Origin of the sequence: Pseudomonas sp. FP215 (assembly GCF_030687795.1) — a bacterium.
GTDB lineage: Bacteria > Pseudomonadota > Gammaproteobacteria > Pseudomonadales > Pseudomonadaceae > Aquipseudomonas > Aquipseudomonas salmasensis.
In genome coordinates this window covers 5,937,812-5,953,455 of the sequence record NZ_CP117447.1, presented here as the reverse complement: position 1 = coordinate 5,953,455, position 15,644 = coordinate 5,937,812, and the positions used below count along the sequence as shown (strand labels likewise).

Below are 15,644 nucleotides of genomic sequence, written 5' to 3'. Positions count from 1 at the left end.
GCCGCCGTCATCGCAGGCAAGCCAGCTCCCACAGTTGGGGCTGATTACAGAGTCAGTAGCGCCAGGCGCTCGCGAACGGACGCCTCGATACCCGCTTCATCCAGCCCGCACTCAGCCAGCATCTGCGCCGGCTTGGCGTGTTCGACGTACACATCCGGCAAGCCCAGGTGCAGCACCGACTTGAGGATGTTCTCCCGCGCCAGGAACTCGCTGACCGCCGCACCGGCGCCGCCCATGATGGCGTTTTCTTCGACGGTCACCAGCAGCTCATGGCTGGCGGCAATTTCGCGTACCAACGCTTCATCCAGTGGCTTGACGAACCGCATGTCGACCACGGTAGCGTCGATCTTCTCAGCGACTTTCAAGGCTTCGGCCAGTTGCACGCCGAACACCAGGAATGCAGTTTTGCTGCCTTGGCGACGCACGATGCCTTTACCGATTTCAATCGGCTCCAGGTCTTTTTCGATCACGGCGTTCGGGCCGGTGCCGCGCGGGTAGCGCACAGCGGCCGGGCCGTTGTACAGGTGGCCGGTGCTGAGCATCTTGCGCAGTTCGTTTTCGTCGCTCGGTGTCATCACCAGCATGCCGGGGATGCAACGCAGGTACGACAGGTCGAAACTGCCGGCATGGGTCGGGCCGTCTTCGCCCACCAGGCCGGCACGGTCGATGGCGAACAGCACGTCGAGGTTCTGTACCGCTACATCGTGAACCAGCTGGTCATAACCGCGTTGCAGGAAGGTGGAGTAGATCGCCACCACCGGCTTGGCGCCTTCGCAGGCCATGCCGGCCGCGAAGGTCACGGCGTGTTGCTCGGCAATCGCCACGTCGAAGTAACGCAGCGGGAAACGCTCGCTGAACGCCACCAGGTCGGAGCCTTCCTTCATCGCCGGGGTCACACCCACCAGGCGCGGGTCGGCGGCGGCCATGTCGCACAGCCATTCGCCAAACACCCCGGAATACTTCGGCCCGCTGGCCTTTTTCGGCGCGGCGGCGGGGGCATCGAGGGGTTCGAGTTTGGTGATCGCGTGGTAACCAATCGGGTCGACTTCCGCCGGAGCGAAGCCTTTGCCTTTTTTGGTGACGATATGCAGGAACTGCGGGCCCTTGAGGTCGCGCATGTTGCGCAACGTGGCGATCAGGGTGGGCAGGTCGTGGCCGTCGATAGGGCCGATGTAGTTCCAGCCCAGCTCTTCGAACAGCGTGCCGGGGACCAGCATGCCCTTGGCATATTCTTCGGTGCGACGCGCGATTTCCCACGCGCCAGGCAGACGCGACAGCACTTTCTTGCTGCCTTCGCGCATGCTGGCATAGGTACGGCTGGAGAGGATCTTCGCCAGGTAATTGGACAGGCCACCCACGTTGCGCGAAATCGACATATCGTTGTCGTTGAGGATCACCAACATGTTGGCATCCACTTCCGGCGCATGGTTCAGCGCTTCGAAGGCCATGCCGGCAGTCAGCGCGCCATCACCAATCACTGCGATCGCCTTGCGCTCACTGCCTTGCAGGCGGGCGGCAATCGCCATGCCCAGCGCTGCACTGATAGAGGTGCTGGAGTGGCCGACGCCAAAGGTGTCGTACTCGCTCTCGGCACGGCGCGGGAAGGCGGCCAGGCCGTCCTTCTGGCGCAGGCTGGCCATGCGCTCGCGACGGCCGGTGAGGATTTTATGCGGATACGCCTGATGGCCCACGTCCCACACCAGCCGGTCGTCCGGGGTGTCGAACACGTAATGCAAGGCGATGGTCAGCTCGATCACGCCCAGCCCGGCGCCAAAATGCCCACCGGTCTGGCCGACCGTGTAGAGCAATTCCAGGCGCAGCTCATCGGCCAGGGTTTCCAGCTCGGCTTCACCCAGTCGACGCAGGCCGTCCGGCGTGGTAGCACGGTCGAGCAGGGGCGTAGACGGGCGTTTGCGGGGAATCTCTTGAAACGTCGTGGGCATCAGGCGAATCGTTATAGGTATAGAAGAGGCGGCAGTTTACCTCAAGCCGTGCAAACTGCCCACGCAGAGCGCCGAACTTGGCCGATATGCGGCGCAAATGGCCGCGGCTGTCAGTGGCGACGCTCGACGATATACCGCGCCAGGTCACGCAGTGGCTCGGCCGCCGCGTCGAAAGGTCGCAGGGCGTCCAGGGCGTGGTCACGCAGCTCGATGGCATATGCCTTGGCGGCTTGCAGCCCGAGCAATGCAGGATAAGTCGGCTTGTCCCGTGCGATATCGGCGCCTTGGCGTTTGCCCAGGGTGGCGGTGTCACTTTCCACGTCGAGAATATCGTCCTGCACCTGGAAGGCCAGGCCGATAGCGCGGGAGTAGGTTTGCAAGGCTGCCAAGTGCTCGGCGTCGGCGCGGCCACTGGCCAGGGCGCCCAACTGCACAGCGGCTTCAATCAGCGCGCCGGTCTTGTGACGATGCATGTGTTCCAGGGCTTTTTGATCCAGCTTGAGGCTGACCGAGCCCATGTCGATGGCTTGCCCGCCAACCATGCCAGCCGGGCCTGCGGCGTGGGCCAGGGCGGTGACCATGCGCAGGCGGATCTCGGCGTTGACGCTGCTCAAACGCGGGTCCAGCAATGCGCTGAACGCCAGGCTCTGCAAACCATCGCCCGCCAGGATCGCGTAAGCCTCGTCGAAGGCTTTGTGGGTGGTGGGCTGGCCGCGGCGCAAGTCGTCGTCGTCCATGGCTGGCAAATCGTCATGCACCAGGGAGTAAGCGTGGATCAACTCCACCGCGCACGCCGCACCATTCGCCTCGGCTGCCGGCGCCCCGAGAGCTTCACAGGCGGCATAGGCCAGCAACGGGCGCACACGCTTGCCGCCATTCATCACGCTGTAGCGCATGGCTGCATAGAGGCGCGTCATTTCCGGGCTTGGCGCCACAAACAAGGGCTCCAGCGCCGCATTCACCCGGGCTTGGCTACTGGCCTGATACGCGCTGATCATTCCGGCTGTTCCGCATCGAAAGGTTCTTCGGCCAACTCCCCGTCACGCTCGAGCAACACCTGAACCTTCTGCTCCGCCTGCGCCAGCGCGCTCTGACAGTCGCGGGTCAGGCCGATGCCTTGCTCAAACGCCGTCAACGAGTCTTCCAGCGACAACTCGCCGTTCTCCAGACGCTCGACCAAAGCTTGCAGGTCAGCGAGGGATTGTTCGAAATCGAGTGCAACTTTTTTGCGGGCCATGGCGGCAATTCCGGTAGACGGTAAACCGGCGCGACACTAGCAGACATGGGGGATTGGGGCAAATGAGTGGGGGGCTACTCCTAAGGGGGATTGACGTGATAACGCGTACTGCGGCCGCCCCCGGGGAGGCGCACCAGGCAGTTTTTCTCCAGCAGGTCTGCCAGGTGCCGCGTCGCAGTCGCCTTGGACACTTTGGCCACCGCTTGGTATTGCGCGGCGCTGATGCCCTGTTCGAAGCCCCGCTCACCACCCTCGAGCAGGCGATTGAGTACCTTGACTTGCTCGACGCAGAGCGAGACGTCACGGTGCTGCTGCCAGAACCGGCTTTTGGCCAACACCCGGTCTATCCGTGTCATCGCCTGTTGCAGGCTGCGCAACAGGGTTTTAAGAAACCATTCCAGCCAGTCGGTGATATCCAGTGTGGCCTTTTGACTGGACTCCAAGGCGGTGTAGTAACCGGCCCGGTCCTCCAGGATGCTGGCCGACATGGCGTAAAAGCGAATGGCGTGGTGTTCACCCTGAGCCAAGGCCAAGTCAGTGATAGCGCGTGTCAGGCGACCATTGCCATCATCGAAAGGATGCAAAGTGATGAACCAGAAGTGCGCAACACCTGCACGAACCAATGGATCCAGTTCAGGTTGATTGCGACTGGTTTCGAACCACTCCAGGAAATCCTCCACAGCGTGCTCCAGGCCCTGACGTGGCGGCGCCTCAAAATGCACGGTTGGCCGATCAAGCCTGCCCGACACCACCTGCATCGGCTCATTGCCCCTCAACGTCCCGATGCTGAGTTCTCGTGTGGCAAAGCCTGCCTCAGGCTCTGGGAACAACAAATGGTGCCAATTCATCAGGCGCGCGAGGGTGAACGGCTGCGCAAATTGCTCGGTGGCATCCATCATCAGATCGGCCAGCCCTTCACTGCGGCGGCTGACCTGGCCGTCCTTCGTGGCTTCCAAACCCATTCGTCGTGCCAGGGAGGAGCGCACCGAACCAACGTTCAACTGCTCACCCTCGATGGCCGAAGAGGTCAGGATATTTTGCAGCAGGGCATCCAATTCATTCTGCGCGCTGACTGCCTGGGTGACAGAACCCAGCATGCCCAGTAGCTTGCCTTGGGCCTGCCCACACTCGCGCAGCAAGGCCGCCAGCCGCCCAGGCTGCCAGTGAAAGTGAGGCCAGTCGGTGTGTTGCCAGATCCAGTTCGGATGATCCATGGATGAGTGCCTGGGTGCGTGAGCCGAATAGAGGGTCTATTCGGCTCATTTTGTGAGCCGATTGTGCTGGGTATTCGGCTCATCGTCTAGAAGGCTCCGAGCAATGGGCTTGCAAAAGGCGGCACTAATTCATACGCAAGGGCTACTTCAAATGGCGACGCTACTGAGTGACGAGCAGTCCCCTTGAGCGCCTTTGAGTTGGGTTTCGAACTCAATCAGCCCAGCCTGCATCTGTTGCAATACGGCGATTTGCGCGGCCAGCGTGCGCTTCTTGTCGGCGATGGCTTGTTCAGCCCGGTCCCAAGGAAGCGCATCACCCTCGTACCCCAGCAAAATCTCCTGCAATTCCTTGAGCTTGAACCCCAGCTGTTGCGCGCACTTTATAAACATCAGCCGCTCGACACTCTGCTCGGTATAAACGCGATAACCGCCCTGACGCGCAGGCGCCGGCATCAGCCCGATCGCCTCATAGTGACGAATCGCCTTGATGGTTGTGCCGGACAACTGCGCGGCTTTGCCGATGTACATGAAAACTCCCTTTTTCAAATAGTGCGCTGGCCTGTTTCAGCCACTTGGCCCGCTGCGTCAGCGTAGAGCCCAGCACCGGCCCCAACAGCAGCGTCTTGCTCGTCGTGATGCCACAGAGCGCCAGTGTGGTACGACGCATCTGGTGGATGGCCGGCATGCGATAAACCCAGCGGTAATACCACGGCGGCGTGTCGAGGGTCACTAACAAGTGCGCGGTTCGGCCCTTTAACAGCTTGTCTGGGAATGCCTTGCCTGCGCGGTATTTGAAGGCAAAGCCGGGGAGGAAAACGCGGTCGATAAAGCCCTTCATCAGTGCCGGGATACCGCCCCACCAGACAGGGAAAACCCACGCCAGGTGCTCGGCCCAAAGGATGTCGGATTGGGCACTGAGCAAGTCGGGTTCCAGCGCTTGAGCCTGGGTGTAAGCATGATGAAGGATCGGGTCGAAGCTGAGATCACCCAGGCGCAGGACGCGGACTTCGTGGCCGGCCGTTTTAGCGGCGTGGATATAAGTGTGCGCGAGAGCGGAACAAAAACTATCGGCGGACGGGTGGCCGAGGATGACCAGGATGCGCTGACTCATGGTGATAGGTCCTGAAAAGGGCATTCAGGGTAGGGGTTGCCGTATAGGGGAGAGTCAAGGGCCAGCAGGACCTTTCTGTGAGGTGCGCAGGACCCTTCCTGAAGTGCTCATGAACGCTTGTGACGGTACTGTGGGCTGGCTAGCCTGCCTTCCCTGACATCAGGGTTCTTCGCCGCGCGATTTCAAGTACAGGCGTGCTTTTGCTAAGGCGTGGTCGGGTTCGGAAAATTGTGCAACAGGCTGCTGCACAATTGTCTTGGTGCCATCAAGTCGCGCTTTTGGACAAACTTCTCGGCAGACGAGCAAATCGAGCGAGAGTTGGCGGGGTAGGCTGGGTCTTTTCGGTGGCTGAAAAATGTAAGGAAAAATCTCACGCGTGAGCTATTGAGTACCTTGCGGATTGCCTGTAGATTTTCTCACGCGTGAGTTTTTCACAGCGAGGTCAGTACCATGAACAGCAGCTCTCCATCGAGCCCATCAACTGGGCTCGATACCGATTCAGCAAGCCTCAAGGGAGAGCGCTTGAAGCCGTCCGCAAAAAAGCCGTCGAGCTTTTACATGAAGCAGATGCGTGCGGGCCTGGCGGCGGCCGGTTATGTGAAACACGAGACTTGGGTGCTTCCCGAAAACCGAAGCCTGCTCAAGCAAATGGAGAAACAGCTACGCCAACCGATCCTGGCTGGCTCATTCATGTCGGAGAATTTCATGAGCGCAGGTACCAACTGGAATATCGATCGCCTCTTCAGTGCTCTTCAGGCCCTGGATGACGTGACGTCCAATGACATTACGCTTTCTCTCGTCCAAGGCTCCGAGTCCAGCATCAAGCTTGAGATGAACGACTTTGGTGGCTTGCCGATTTACATCGCGGTGGTGGGCGAGCAAATCATCGTGGATACCGTCCTGGTTGACGCTGAGTCCATCAACGACGTGCCGGCCTTCAACGACGCCGTGCTGCGCAGCCGGGAGATGTTCCCGTTGTCGTCCATCGGTATCGAGTCCATGCCGAACGGGCAGGTGGTCTACAACATGTTCGGTGCGCTCAGCTCCGACTCCAGCCTGACCAACATCGTGACCGAGGTGAAAACCCTGGTTGATAACGTGCAGCGCGCCAGCGAAGCCTTCGAACGTTTCTTCATTTAATTATTCGGGAAAATCCAATGACTCAGTCCATCTGGAGCAAATTGTTCACCGCGTTGCGTGGCGGTGCCAGCGAAGTCGGCGAATCGATCGTCGACCAACAGGCCCTGCGCATCCTTGACCAGGAAATTCGCGATGCAGACAACGCCTTGGCCAACGCCAAGCGTGAGCTGGTGAGCATCATGGCCAAGCACAAACTGGCGGCTGATCGTGTTGGCGAGTACGACGCCAAGATCAAAGACCTGGAATCCAAGGCGATGGCCGCTATCCAGGCCAACCGTGAAGACCTCGCCCTGGAAGTGGCCGAAGCCATTTCGACCCTGACCAACGAGCGGGATGTGGAGCAAAAGCAGACCACCGAGTTCGGTGGGTATGCTGAGAGCATGCGCAAAGACATCACCAAGGCCGAGAGCCGCATCAAAAGCCTGCGCCAGCAAGTGGACATGGCCAAGGCTCGCGACAGCGTGCAAAAGGCTCAGGTTAGCGCCTCCATTGCCAGCGGCGGTGCCAACGGCAAGCTGGAAACTGCCGTCGGTACGCTCAATCGCTTGCAGGCCAAACAGCAGCAACGTGCCGCTGAGCTGCAAGCCCAGGATGAACTGGCTGAAGCGTCGACGGGGACGGACCTGGAGCGCAAACTGCGCGATGCCGGCATCACGCCGAACGAAGGCAGTGCCAATGCGATTCTGGAGCGCTTGAAGCAAAAGTCGGCTGAGTAACAATCCGCACATTTAAGCACTGCCACAGTGGCAGTGCTCTTCTTTTGTATGTTGAGGTCAGGGTGAACGCCTTGAACGGTTTCAAGACAATCGCAGGCCTGGCCCTCTTCATGGTCGCGCTGCAACTGCTCAATGTGGCCACCGGTTACAGCCTCATGTCGTTCGGGCTAATCCCCAGAACGGTGCAAGGCCTGTTCGGCATCCTCACCTCACCGTTTTTGCACGCTTCCTTCGCCCACCTGAGCGCCAACCTGATTGCCTTTTTGGTTTTGGGCTCCCTGGTCATGATCGAAGGGATCAACCGGTTCATTGCCGTCAGTGCCATCGTTATTCTGCTGGGCGGCTTGTTGGTCTGGCTGTTTGGTTTTTCAGGCATACACGTCGGCGCCAGCGGCTGGGTGTTCGGGCTATGGGCCTACCTGCTGTCTCGCGCCTGGTTCCACAGAAGCTGGGGCAACCTGCTAACCGCCGCTGTGGTGGCTTTGCTATATGGCGGCCTGATCGTGGGCTTCCTTCCCCGGCAGGGCATTTCCTTCGAGGGGCATCTGTTTGGTGCGCTCGCTGGATTTATTGCAGCCAAGGTACTTCTATCCAGGCCGCGCAGCGGGTTTAATGCCGGGTGAACGCACTTGAGCATCCAGAAGCCGAGGCGATGCTGTCGTCAGGATTCAAGTACCCAGGGAGCCAGGGGCTAAATGTCGATTTTCCTTTTGTTACGCATGTACGCCTCGTCGCTCTTTCACCGCTTCGGTTGGGCAGGGCTGATCGTTGCCTTGGGTATCCACCTGAGCACGGCTTACCTGGGCCTGGTGTTGCTGGGCGAACAACACCTCACCGCTCCCGCCACGTTTATCTACTTCTATCTCACCACCACACTCACCGTCGGCTATGGCGACCTCGCACCGCAGACCTCGGCGGGGCGAATTTTTGTGGCGGCCTGGATAATGCTCGGGGGCATTGCGTTGCTCACGGCAGCCATCGGCAAAACCACCAGCAGTGTTATCGATGCATGGAGAAAAGGCATGAAGGGCAAAGGTGATTTCACCGGCAAGGTCGGCCATACCGTGCTGATCGGCTGGGAGGGCGCGTCCAGCGAGCGGGTGATTGAGTTGTTGCTGCAAGACGAAACCTCCAACGACAACTTGATCGTGATCTGCGATTGCAGCCTTGAAGAAAACCCGATGCCGGGCAAAGCAGCGTTCATCCGCGGCGAAAGCTTGTCTTCCACCGCGCTGTTGCTGCGTGCCGGTGTGCCCGGTGCCGAGCGTGTGCTGGTGCGAACCCCGTCTGATGACCTGACCCTGGCCACCGTGCTGGCGGTAAACCAACTGAGCCCCGTCGGGCATGTGGTCGCCCACTTCAACGAAAGTGAAATCGCCGCACTCGCCAGCTCCTACGCTCCGCGCCTGGAGTGCACGTCCAGCATGGCAATCGAAATGCTGGTGCGCGCCTCTCAGGATCCGGGCTCGTCGGTGGTCATCAATGAATTGCTGTGCGTGGGGCAGGGCGCCACCCAGTACCTGATGAAATTGCCCGATGCCTTTGAGGCAACCTTCGGCGAGCTGTACACGCAGATGAAGGAGCGCCACAACGCCACCCTCATCGGCTATCGCGCCCAAGGTGTTCAGCAGGCGTCGATCAACCCGCCCAATGCCACACAGGTCAAAGGCGGCGAACTCTTCTACATCGCGTCCACTCGACTTAAGGAAATCTCCCATGGGATGGCTTAAACAGTTGATGGGGCTTGAGGCCCCAAAAGCCACTACCGACTCGAACCGGACCGCCAGCCCAAGCCTGCCAGCCACCGGCCCGCTGGGCCTGGCGCCGGGCAAGGGGGTGATGTTCGACACCACCCTGAAATTGTTGCTCGATGAAAAAACCAACGTGGTGATCCCCGGCTCCCAGGAAATCTGGAGCAACGGCACCATCGACCTCGGCCAGTCCACCTGGCTGTCGCGCTACTACATGAACGACGAAGATTATTGGCTGCAGGTGCACACCACCGGCCAGATCGCGGGCCAGGTCGAGTCGGTGATTCTGTTCAACTACCTCAGTTACGTCACCATCAGCAGCGAAGCGGAACTGCGCAGGCTGGCCGGCCCACAGAGCCTGATCGGGCTGCCGACCTACACCCACGACGGTGTCGAGTTTTTCCGCGAGTGGGGCAGTGAGGACGGCCAGACCGAATTGGTGGCGATGAGCGAACAGGTCACCAGCCCAGAGGCCACCTACAACGTCGAGCACCGTTCGATGCTATACGCCCGCGACACCGGCCTGACCGACCGTCGAGAGTTCCTGCTGTTCTCCGTCGAAGAAGATGCCGAAGGCACCATCAGCCTGAGCACATCCCTGGGCATTTCGCTGTACACCACCGACCTGACTACGCTCTAAAAAAGGAAGCCGTCCATGCTAGAAGCACTCTCCATCTCCCTCAACAAAGCCGCCGTGCTCGGCTTTGTCCTCTACATCCTGGGGGCTGCGGTACTGTTCGCGCTGTTCCAGTTCATCTACACCCGCATCACCCCGCACAAGGAGTTCGAACTGATCCGTGCGGGCAACACCTCCGCAGCGGTCGCCCTGGGCGGTGCCATCGTCGGTTTCGCCATTCCGGCCAGCAACGTGATTGCCTACTCGATCAACGTTCTCGACTTCATCGTCTGGGCCGTGATCGCCGCCGTCGTCCAGTTGCTGGCGTTCCTGCTGACCAGCCTGGTGCTCAAAGGCACGTCCGAGCGCATCAAGAAGGGCGAACTGGCGGCCGGTATCTACGTGGCCGCGGTGGCCATCAGCGTCGGCATGCTGAATGCCGCGTGCATGACGCCCACCTCGAACTGATTGTCCACGGAGCTCCCGATGAAACGAAGCAAGTACGTCCAGCTTTCGCTGGCAGCGTCGGTCGCCATGGCGATATCCGGCTGCGGCCCAACGGAAAAAACCTACGACCTGCAAAAGAAGTACAACTTCCAATCGGTACAGCAATGCGCCGATGAAAAGCTTCCGGTAGACGTCTGCTCGGACGCCTACATGACCGCCATGGCCGAGCATCGCCGCATAGCGCCGGTGTACGACAGCCAGGCCGACTGCGACGCCGACTTTGTCGCCGACTGGTGCCAGCAAGACTCCACCGGCAAGTTCATCCCACGCTTGGGCGGCTTCGAACTGACCGCCGAAGGCCAGGTGACCCAATCCCAGGTCGACGCGGCCAATGCGCAAGCGGCCAACGCTCAGGCCAGCGGCGGCGGCTCAGGCTTCTCTACCAGCAGCCTGCTGACCGGACTGCTGATCGGCAACATGCTGAGCAACAACCGCAACAGCTACCGCTCGGAACCGGTGTACCGCTATCGCGATGATCGCGGCAACTACGGTAACTCGACGCTCAACCAACGCGTGTCCAATGGCGCGACCTTTGGCCGTTCCAACCAGGCCCGGTACGGCAGCAGCAATTACACCAACACGCTGCGCTCTTCCCCTAAGTCGAGCTCGGTTTCATCGGCCACCTCCCGGGGCGGCTTCGGCAGCAAAGCCAGCGCACGCAGCGGCTGGGGCGGCGGGTCGAGCAGCTAAGGAAACCGGCCATGAAGAAGATCCAATGCGCAGAGCGTCATGACTGGAAACACACCGCCGAGAGTCTCGGCTTCCTGTTCCATACCATCGACGACGAACCCTACTGGGACGAAAGCGCGTACTACCAGTTCACGCTCAAGCAAATCGAGCGCGACCTCGAAGACCCGACCACCGAGCTCCATGACATGTGCATGGACCTCGTCGCCCGCGTGGTCCACAGCGAAGAGCTGCTTGAACGCCTGAGCATCCCCGCGCCCTTCTACGACATGATCCGCACCTCATGGCTCGAAGGCCACCCGCACCTGTACGGGCGCATGGACTTCTCCTATAACGGCAGCGGGCCCGCCAAGTTGCTGGAACTCAACTACGACACCCCCACCAGCCTCTACGAAGCCGCGGCATTTCAGTGGGGCTGGCTGGAGCAATGCATCGAACGCGGCCTGCTGCCCAAGCACGCCGACCAGTTCAACAGCATCGACACCAAACTGCACCAGGCCTTCGCGCAACTGCAGGTCAGCCAGCCGTTCTACTTCGCCTCGATGAAAGACTCGGTCGAAGACAAAGGCACCACCGACTACCTGCGCCTGGTCGCCGAAAAGGTCGGCATCGAATCACGCCACATCGACATCGAAGACATCGGCCTGACCAGCGAGGGCCGCTTCGTCGACCTTGAAGATCGCTGGATCCCCCACCTGTTCAAACTGCACGCCTGGGAGTTCATCTTCCACGAACCCTTTGGTACCGCGATTGCCCAGAGCGACACACAGTTCTTTGAGCCCGCGTGGAAATCCATTATTTCCAACAAAGGCATCCTGCCGCTGCTGTGGGAATTCAACAAAGGCCACCCCAACCTGCTCGCGTCCCACCTGGATACCGACCCAGGTAAAGCCGTGCCAAAAGGCTGGGTGCGCAAACCGTTCTTCTCCCGGGAAGGCGCCAACATCGAACTGCAAACCGCCGAAGGCCTGACCGTAAAAGAAGACGGCCCCTACACGGATGCGCCCTTCATCCTTCAAGAGTTCGCACCGCTGCCAAAATTTGGTGATAGCTACACGCTGATCGGCTCTTGGGTAATTGGCGACCAGGCCGCCGGCATCGGTGTGCGCGAGGACAATAGCTTGATCACCAAGGACTCAAGCCGGTTTCTGCCGCACTTGATCCTGGATTAAGGAAGTTGATCGTTCCCACGCTCCGAGTGGTAATGCATCCACTGACGCTCCGCGTCACCGCGCCCTGGTATTGACGTACCCATTCACGGCTGCAATCAAAGCTTCGCCAGAATAGCCATGCCCAGCATTCTCATGGTTTAATATTTTTCATATAAATACCCTTATAGGGTGATATCTATCATGAAAATAAACCATCTTCTCGCTGAATGGCCACCGGGCTCCATAGCCACTCAAGCGTGGCTGCACGAACACGGCGTTGGGCCGAGCCTCATTCAAAAGTATCAGCACACGGGTTGGGTAGAGCGTGTGGGGCATGGTGCGTGGAAACGCAGCGGCGACGATCTTGACTGGCACGGCGGTGTCTTCGCACTGCAACAAGACGCAACGGTGCAGATTTGGCCGGGTGGTGCGACGGCGTTGAGCCTGGCCGGTTACAGCCACTACCTGACCTTCGGAACGCAGACAGTCGATCTATTCGGCACATCAGAAGCTCTTCTGCCAGGCTGGTTTCGCAAGCACGAATGGGAGGCCCAGGTAAATTTCTACCGAGGCGCGCTCTTTGCGGAACTGGAAGATATGGCGTTACAACTTTTCCAAGTGCCGTACCGCCAATTTGCGCTAAAAATCTCCACCCCGGAGCGTGCGGTGCTTGAGCTTATCCATCAAAGCGACGATGAAATGCTGTTCAGCGGTGTGACCGATGTATTGAGCGGTCTGGCCACACTCAGCCCCAAACGCCTGCAAAAACTGCTTGAAGCGTGCAACTCGATCCGCGTCAAACGCGTGTTCCTGTTGCTGGCACGTAACGCGAACCATGCGTGGTATGGGCGAATAGATCGTTCCAGCATCGACATGGGTAAGGGCAAGCGGCAAATCATCCGGGGCGGTCGACTCGATAAAGAGTTCCTCATTACCGTTCCGGAGCGTTTTGCCAATGCCACTTGATCCACGTTATGCCGCTCAGGTTCGTCTGCTGGTGCAGGTCATTCCTTACGTAGCGGCAGAACGATGTTTCGCACTGAAAGGGGGGACCGCCATTAACCTGTTTGTGCGGGACTTGCCTCGGTTGTCGGTAGATATAGACCTGGCGTATCTGCCCAATTCTGCCCGCCAGCAGGCATTGGCCGACGTTCGTCAGGCGTTGGAGCGCATTGCTGGTGCCATAGCACGAGCCCTCCCTTCGAGCATCGCGACCGTTCAAGCAAATCGAGACGATGAGCTTCGGATTCTTGTAAGAAACGCTCACTCCCAAATTAAAATTGAAGTTTCGCCAGTGCTGCGCGGGACTGCCCTGCAGCCGCTGGAACGTGACGTAGTGCCGTTGGTCGAGGATGAGTTTGGTTTCGCCTCGATAGCGGTGGTGTCCTTGCCCGACCTCTACGGCGGTAAAATTTGCGCTGCACTGGATCGGCAACACCCAAGAGACCTTTTCGATGTGATGTTGATGCTTCGAGAAGAAGGGCTGACACGCGAAATTTTTGAGGGCTTCTTGGTGTATTTGATCAGTCATGGGCGGCCTATGGCTGAGCTGCTTGCTCCACGATGGAAGCCACTGGCGGATATATTTCAGGCTGAATTTGCTGGCATGACACGAACGCCGGTCACTCTTGAAGAATTAGAGGTAACCAGAGAGGCTTTGCTGACCGCGATCCAGCAACAATTCTGCGAGCAGGATGCCGCCTTTCTGATTTCGCTAAAACAAGGAGAGCCTGACTGGGCGAAGTTGAGTTTGCCTGGGATCGAAGAGTTGCCTGCTGTGCAATGGAAGCTGCATAACGTCAGGCGGATATCTACTGCGAAGCGAGTAGACGCTGTGGCGAAGCTGGAGGCGGTGGTTGGTCAATTGCTGGCCGGGTAAGCCGTGGAATGAAAAAGCCTGCTTTTCAAAGCAGGCTTGTCATACAGCGTGGTGACTTACTTAGACTGGGCAGTCAGCGCCGCGTACCCATTCATCAAATTGCGGTAGTTAGGAATCCGCTGGGACAACAGATTCCCCAGCCCTTCGATGTCGTTGCGCCAGTCGCGGTGCAACTCACACGCCACCGAGAACCAGTTCATCAACTGTGCACCGGCCTGCGTCATTCGGCTCCACGCCGCCTGCTGCACCGTGGTGTTGAACGTGCCCGACGCATCCGTTACCACAAACACCTCAAAGCCTTCTGCCAGCGCCGACAGCGTCGGGAACGCCACACACACATCCGTCACTACACCAGCAATGATGATCTGCTTACGACCGGTGGCCTTGATCGCCTTGACGAAATCCTCGTTGTCCCAGGCATTGATCTGACCAGGGCGAGCGATATATGGCGCGTCCGGGAACATCTCCTTCAACTCCGGCACCAGCGGGCCGTTAGGGCCTTGCTCGAAACTGGTGGTTAGGATGGTCGGCAAGTTGAAGAACTTGGCCAGGTCAGCCAGGGCCAGCACGTTGTTCTTGAACTCGTTGGGGGAGAAGTCCTGCACCAGGGAAATCAGGCCGGTCTGGTGGTCGACCAGCAGAACAATGGCGTCGTCTTTGTTCAAGCGGTTGTAGGTTGGAGCGCTCATGGTTGAATCCTTTTTTGTTTAGGTTGGTTGGGCGTTGCGTTCAACATGGGCACAGATTAATGGGTGGGTGATGAGGGATAAATCGGGTGGGAGGAGTCTTACTGTCAACTTAAAGTGGACAATGGTTGACGCCCGATTTCAGGTCTCCGGGTTGCTGTGCAGAACAGGAGTGAATTGCCTGATTTTGAGTAGCCAGCAGGTCCGATCCCTTTCCTTTGCAGGACGTTTCCGAGAGAATCCCAACCGCTTGCGCCAGTGGAATTGGGTGACTAGGCTGCTGACCGTCACTGCTAATTCAGTGATCGGGTTTAGTCGCCCGGATTCGATTGGCGCATAAGCAACTCATGAGTCAGGCACCCCATCGCCTGCATCTTATGGTGGCTGTGCGCAGGGCACCTTCGGGTGCGCCGGGTTCCAATCGACCGGTCGACTAACCTGCGTACAGCTGCCACCTTTCGTTTAGTCGCGTAAATGGCAGCTTCAAATTATCGATTGGAGTTTTGCTATGGATAACGTTGTTTCAGATTTGCCGTCGTCAGGCGCAACCAACCCATTCAAGGTCAATGAAGAACTGAGCTTCGAGGATGCCTGGGTGCAGGTGGCTGAGCTGTTGCATTGTGCGTTGGCTACGTCACAGGTGATCGGCGAGTCAGTGGCTGCGCCGCAGAGAGCGGTGATGCATTTGGTGGAGATGGCGAAGATGGTGGCGGATAGGGCGGTGGAGTGTTTGCAGCCCAGGTGAGGTGACATTGGCATTGGGTCAGCAAGGTGCTGATTCAATGCCGTACTGGCCGCCTGCTCATTTACCGGTTCATGTCGCTATCTGGCATTTTTGGCGACACGTTTTACCTTCATGTCGTTATTGGCGACATATCAACACATTCCCTATCATTTGAGCAGCGGCCTGCTGGACAACTTCGCTCGTCGCCAGCACGGCGCGCGACGGTGTATTGTGTGTTCAGCAGACATTAAAAAGCCGGCTTGTGGCCGGCTTTATTATATC

The 15,644-nt window shown here is 59.0% G+C and carries 18 protein-coding genes; 11 read left to right on the top strand and 7 right to left on the bottom strand.

All coding sequences use genetic code 11. The annotated features are described in order from the left end of the window. Nucleotides 1-44 precede the first annotated feature (44 nt). From dxs to PSH76_RS26925, 6 genes are all read right to left on the bottom strand, one after another. On the bottom strand, nucleotides 45-1,943 hold the full coding sequence (gene dxs, locus PSH76_RS26950; protein WP_305493218.1) for a 1-deoxy-D-xylulose-5-phosphate synthase: 1,899 nt from the start codon (nucleotides 1,941-1,943) through the stop codon (nucleotides 45-47). Nucleotides 1,944-2,053: 110 nt separating this feature from the next. Beyond that, nucleotides 2,054-2,941, bottom strand: a complete 888-nt coding sequence (gene ispA, locus PSH76_RS26945) for a (2E,6E)-farnesyl diphosphate synthase (protein ID WP_098950237.1) — start codon at nucleotides 2,939-2,941, stop codon at nucleotides 2,054-2,056. Further along, nucleotides 2,938-3,180, bottom strand: coding sequence for an exodeoxyribonuclease VII small subunit (locus tag PSH76_RS26940; RefSeq protein WP_003194556.1), 243 nt, complete (start codon nucleotides 3,178-3,180; stop codon nucleotides 2,938-2,940). The genes ispA and PSH76_RS26940 overlap by 4 nt, the downstream gene beginning before the upstream one ends. Before the next feature lie 80 nt (nucleotides 3,181-3,260). After that, on the bottom strand, nucleotides 3,261-4,394 hold the full coding sequence (locus tag PSH76_RS26935) for a Fic family protein (RefSeq protein ID WP_305493217.1): 1,134 nt from the start codon (nucleotides 4,392-4,394) through the stop codon (nucleotides 3,261-3,263). A gap of 147 nt (nucleotides 4,395-4,541) precedes the next feature. Next, on the bottom strand, nucleotides 4,542-4,922 hold the full coding sequence (locus PSH76_RS26930; protein WP_032895107.1) for a MerR family transcriptional regulator: 381 nt from the start codon (nucleotides 4,920-4,922) through the stop codon (nucleotides 4,542-4,544). After that, on the bottom strand, nucleotides 4,861-5,505 hold the full coding sequence (locus PSH76_RS26925) for an NAD(P)H-dependent oxidoreductase (RefSeq protein ID WP_305493216.1): 645 nt from the start codon (nucleotides 5,503-5,505) through the stop codon (nucleotides 4,861-4,863). The genes PSH76_RS26930 and PSH76_RS26925 overlap by 62 nt, the downstream gene beginning before the upstream one ends. 558 nt (nucleotides 5,506-6,063) lie before the next feature. Here PSH76_RS26925 and PSH76_RS26920 point away from each other — a divergent pair. From PSH76_RS26920 to PSH76_RS26875, 10 genes are all read left to right on the top strand, one after another. Next, the gene (locus PSH76_RS26920) at nucleotides 6,064-6,645 is read left to right on the top strand and encodes a YjfI family protein (protein WP_032895109.1); all 582 of its coding nucleotides are present in this window, start codon (nucleotides 6,064-6,066) and stop codon (nucleotides 6,643-6,645) included. 17 nt (nucleotides 6,646-6,662) lie between these two features. After that, nucleotides 6,663-7,361, top strand: coding sequence for a PspA/IM30 family protein (locus PSH76_RS26915; RefSeq protein WP_073523723.1), 699 nt, complete (start codon nucleotides 6,663-6,665; stop codon nucleotides 7,359-7,361). A gap of 62 nt (nucleotides 7,362-7,423) precedes the next feature. Beyond that, a complete protein-coding gene (locus PSH76_RS26910; protein ID WP_305493215.1) occupies nucleotides 7,424-7,984 on the top strand; it encodes a rhomboid family intramembrane serine protease in 561 nt (186 codons plus the stop codon). A 72-nt stretch (nucleotides 7,985-8,056) separates the two neighbouring features. Continuing rightward, on the top strand, nucleotides 8,057-9,091 hold the full coding sequence (locus PSH76_RS26905; protein WP_305493214.1) for an ion channel: 1,035 nt from the start codon (nucleotides 8,057-8,059) through the stop codon (nucleotides 9,089-9,091). Then, nucleotides 9,078-9,752 carry a DUF2491 family protein gene (locus PSH76_RS26900; protein WP_186609365.1) on the top strand — a complete coding sequence of 225 codons (675 nt, stop codon included), beginning with the start codon at nucleotides 9,078-9,080 and terminating at the stop codon, nucleotides 9,750-9,752. The genes PSH76_RS26905 and PSH76_RS26900 overlap by 14 nt, the downstream gene beginning before the upstream one ends. A gap of 15 nt (nucleotides 9,753-9,767) precedes the next feature. Beyond that, nucleotides 9,768-10,196 carry a DUF350 domain-containing protein gene (locus PSH76_RS26895; RefSeq protein WP_003194539.1) on the top strand — a complete coding sequence of 143 codons (429 nt, stop codon included), beginning with the start codon at nucleotides 9,768-9,770 and terminating at the stop codon, nucleotides 10,194-10,196. 18 nt (nucleotides 10,197-10,214) lie between these two features. Then, on the top strand, nucleotides 10,215-10,925 hold the full coding sequence (locus tag PSH76_RS26890; protein ID WP_034126869.1) for a DUF1190 domain-containing protein: 711 nt from the start codon (nucleotides 10,215-10,217) through the stop codon (nucleotides 10,923-10,925). Between the two features lie 11 nt (nucleotides 10,926-10,936). After that, on the top strand, nucleotides 10,937-12,094 hold the full coding sequence (locus PSH76_RS26885) for a glutathionylspermidine synthase family protein (protein WP_305493213.1): 1,158 nt from the start codon (nucleotides 10,937-10,939) through the stop codon (nucleotides 12,092-12,094). Between the two features lie 180 nt (nucleotides 12,095-12,274). Next, complete coding sequence (locus PSH76_RS26880) at nucleotides 12,275-13,039, top strand: type IV toxin-antitoxin system AbiEi family antitoxin (protein ID WP_138761844.1); 765 nt, start codon at nucleotides 12,275-12,277, stop codon at nucleotides 13,037-13,039. After that, a complete protein-coding gene (locus PSH76_RS26875; protein ID WP_138761845.1) occupies nucleotides 13,029-13,952 on the top strand; it encodes a nucleotidyl transferase AbiEii/AbiGii toxin family protein in 924 nt (307 codons plus the stop codon). Before PSH76_RS26880 ends, PSH76_RS26875 begins: the two co-directional genes overlap by 11 nt. Before the next feature lie 56 nt (nucleotides 13,953-14,008). Here the strand turns inward: PSH76_RS26875 and ycaC are convergent, their stop codons facing one another. Continuing rightward, entirely contained in the window at nucleotides 14,009-14,641 is a 633-nt protein-coding gene (gene ycaC / locus PSH76_RS26870) for an isochorismate family cysteine hydrolase YcaC (RefSeq protein ID WP_046069715.1), read from the bottom strand. Between the two features lie 505 nt (nucleotides 14,642-15,146). Here ycaC and PSH76_RS26865 point away from each other — a divergent pair. Next, the gene (locus tag PSH76_RS26865; RefSeq protein WP_098950243.1) at nucleotides 15,147-15,383 is read left to right on the top strand and encodes a hypothetical protein; all 237 of its coding nucleotides are present in this window, start codon (nucleotides 15,147-15,149) and stop codon (nucleotides 15,381-15,383) included. Nucleotides 15,384-15,644 lie beyond the last annotated feature (261 nt).

Coding starts and splice junctions, on each gene's coding strand:
- dxs (WP_305493218.1), bottom strand. CDS start 1,943: ATGCCCACGACGTTTCAAGAGATTCCCCGCAAACGCCCGTCTACGCCC.
- ispA (WP_098950237.1), bottom strand. CDS start 2,941: ATGATCAGCGCGTATCAGGCCAGTAGCCAAGCCCGGGTGAATGCGGCG.
- PSH76_RS26940 (WP_003194556.1), bottom strand. CDS start 3,180: ATGGCCCGCAAAAAAGTTGCACTCGATTTCGAACAATCCCTCGCTGAC.
- PSH76_RS26935 (WP_305493217.1), bottom strand. CDS start 4,394: ATGGATCATCCGAACTGGATCTGGCAACACACCGACTGGCCTCACTTT.
- PSH76_RS26930 (WP_032895107.1), bottom strand. CDS start 4,922: ATGTACATCGGCAAAGCCGCGCAGTTGTCCGGCACAACCATCAAGGCG.
- PSH76_RS26925 (WP_305493216.1), bottom strand. CDS start 5,505: ATGAGTCAGCGCATCCTGGTCATCCTCGGCCACCCGTCCGCCGATAGT.
- PSH76_RS26920 (WP_032895109.1), top strand. CDS start 6,064: ATGAAGCAGATGCGTGCGGGCCTGGCGGCGGCCGGTTATGTGAAACAC.
- PSH76_RS26915 (WP_073523723.1), top strand. CDS start 6,663: ATGACTCAGTCCATCTGGAGCAAATTGTTCACCGCGTTGCGTGGCGGT.
- PSH76_RS26905 (WP_305493214.1), top strand. CDS start 8,057: ATGTCGATTTTCCTTTTGTTACGCATGTACGCCTCGTCGCTCTTTCAC.
- PSH76_RS26900 (WP_186609365.1), top strand. CDS start 9,078: ATGGGATGGCTTAAACAGTTGATGGGGCTTGAGGCCCCAAAAGCCACT.
- PSH76_RS26895 (WP_003194539.1), top strand. CDS start 9,768: ATGCTAGAAGCACTCTCCATCTCCCTCAACAAAGCCGCCGTGCTCGGC.
- PSH76_RS26890 (WP_034126869.1), top strand. CDS start 10,215: ATGAAACGAAGCAAGTACGTCCAGCTTTCGCTGGCAGCGTCGGTCGCC.
- PSH76_RS26885 (WP_305493213.1), top strand. CDS start 10,937: ATGAAGAAGATCCAATGCGCAGAGCGTCATGACTGGAAACACACCGCC.
- PSH76_RS26880 (WP_138761844.1), top strand. CDS start 12,275: ATGAAAATAAACCATCTTCTCGCTGAATGGCCACCGGGCTCCATAGCC.
- PSH76_RS26875 (WP_138761845.1), top strand. CDS start 13,029: ATGCCACTTGATCCACGTTATGCCGCTCAGGTTCGTCTGCTGGTGCAG.
- ycaC (WP_046069715.1), bottom strand. CDS start 14,641: ATGAGCGCTCCAACCTACAACCGCTTGAACAAAGACGACGCCATTGTT.
- PSH76_RS26865 (WP_098950243.1), top strand. CDS start 15,147: ATGGATAACGTTGTTTCAGATTTGCCGTCGTCAGGCGCAACCAACCCA.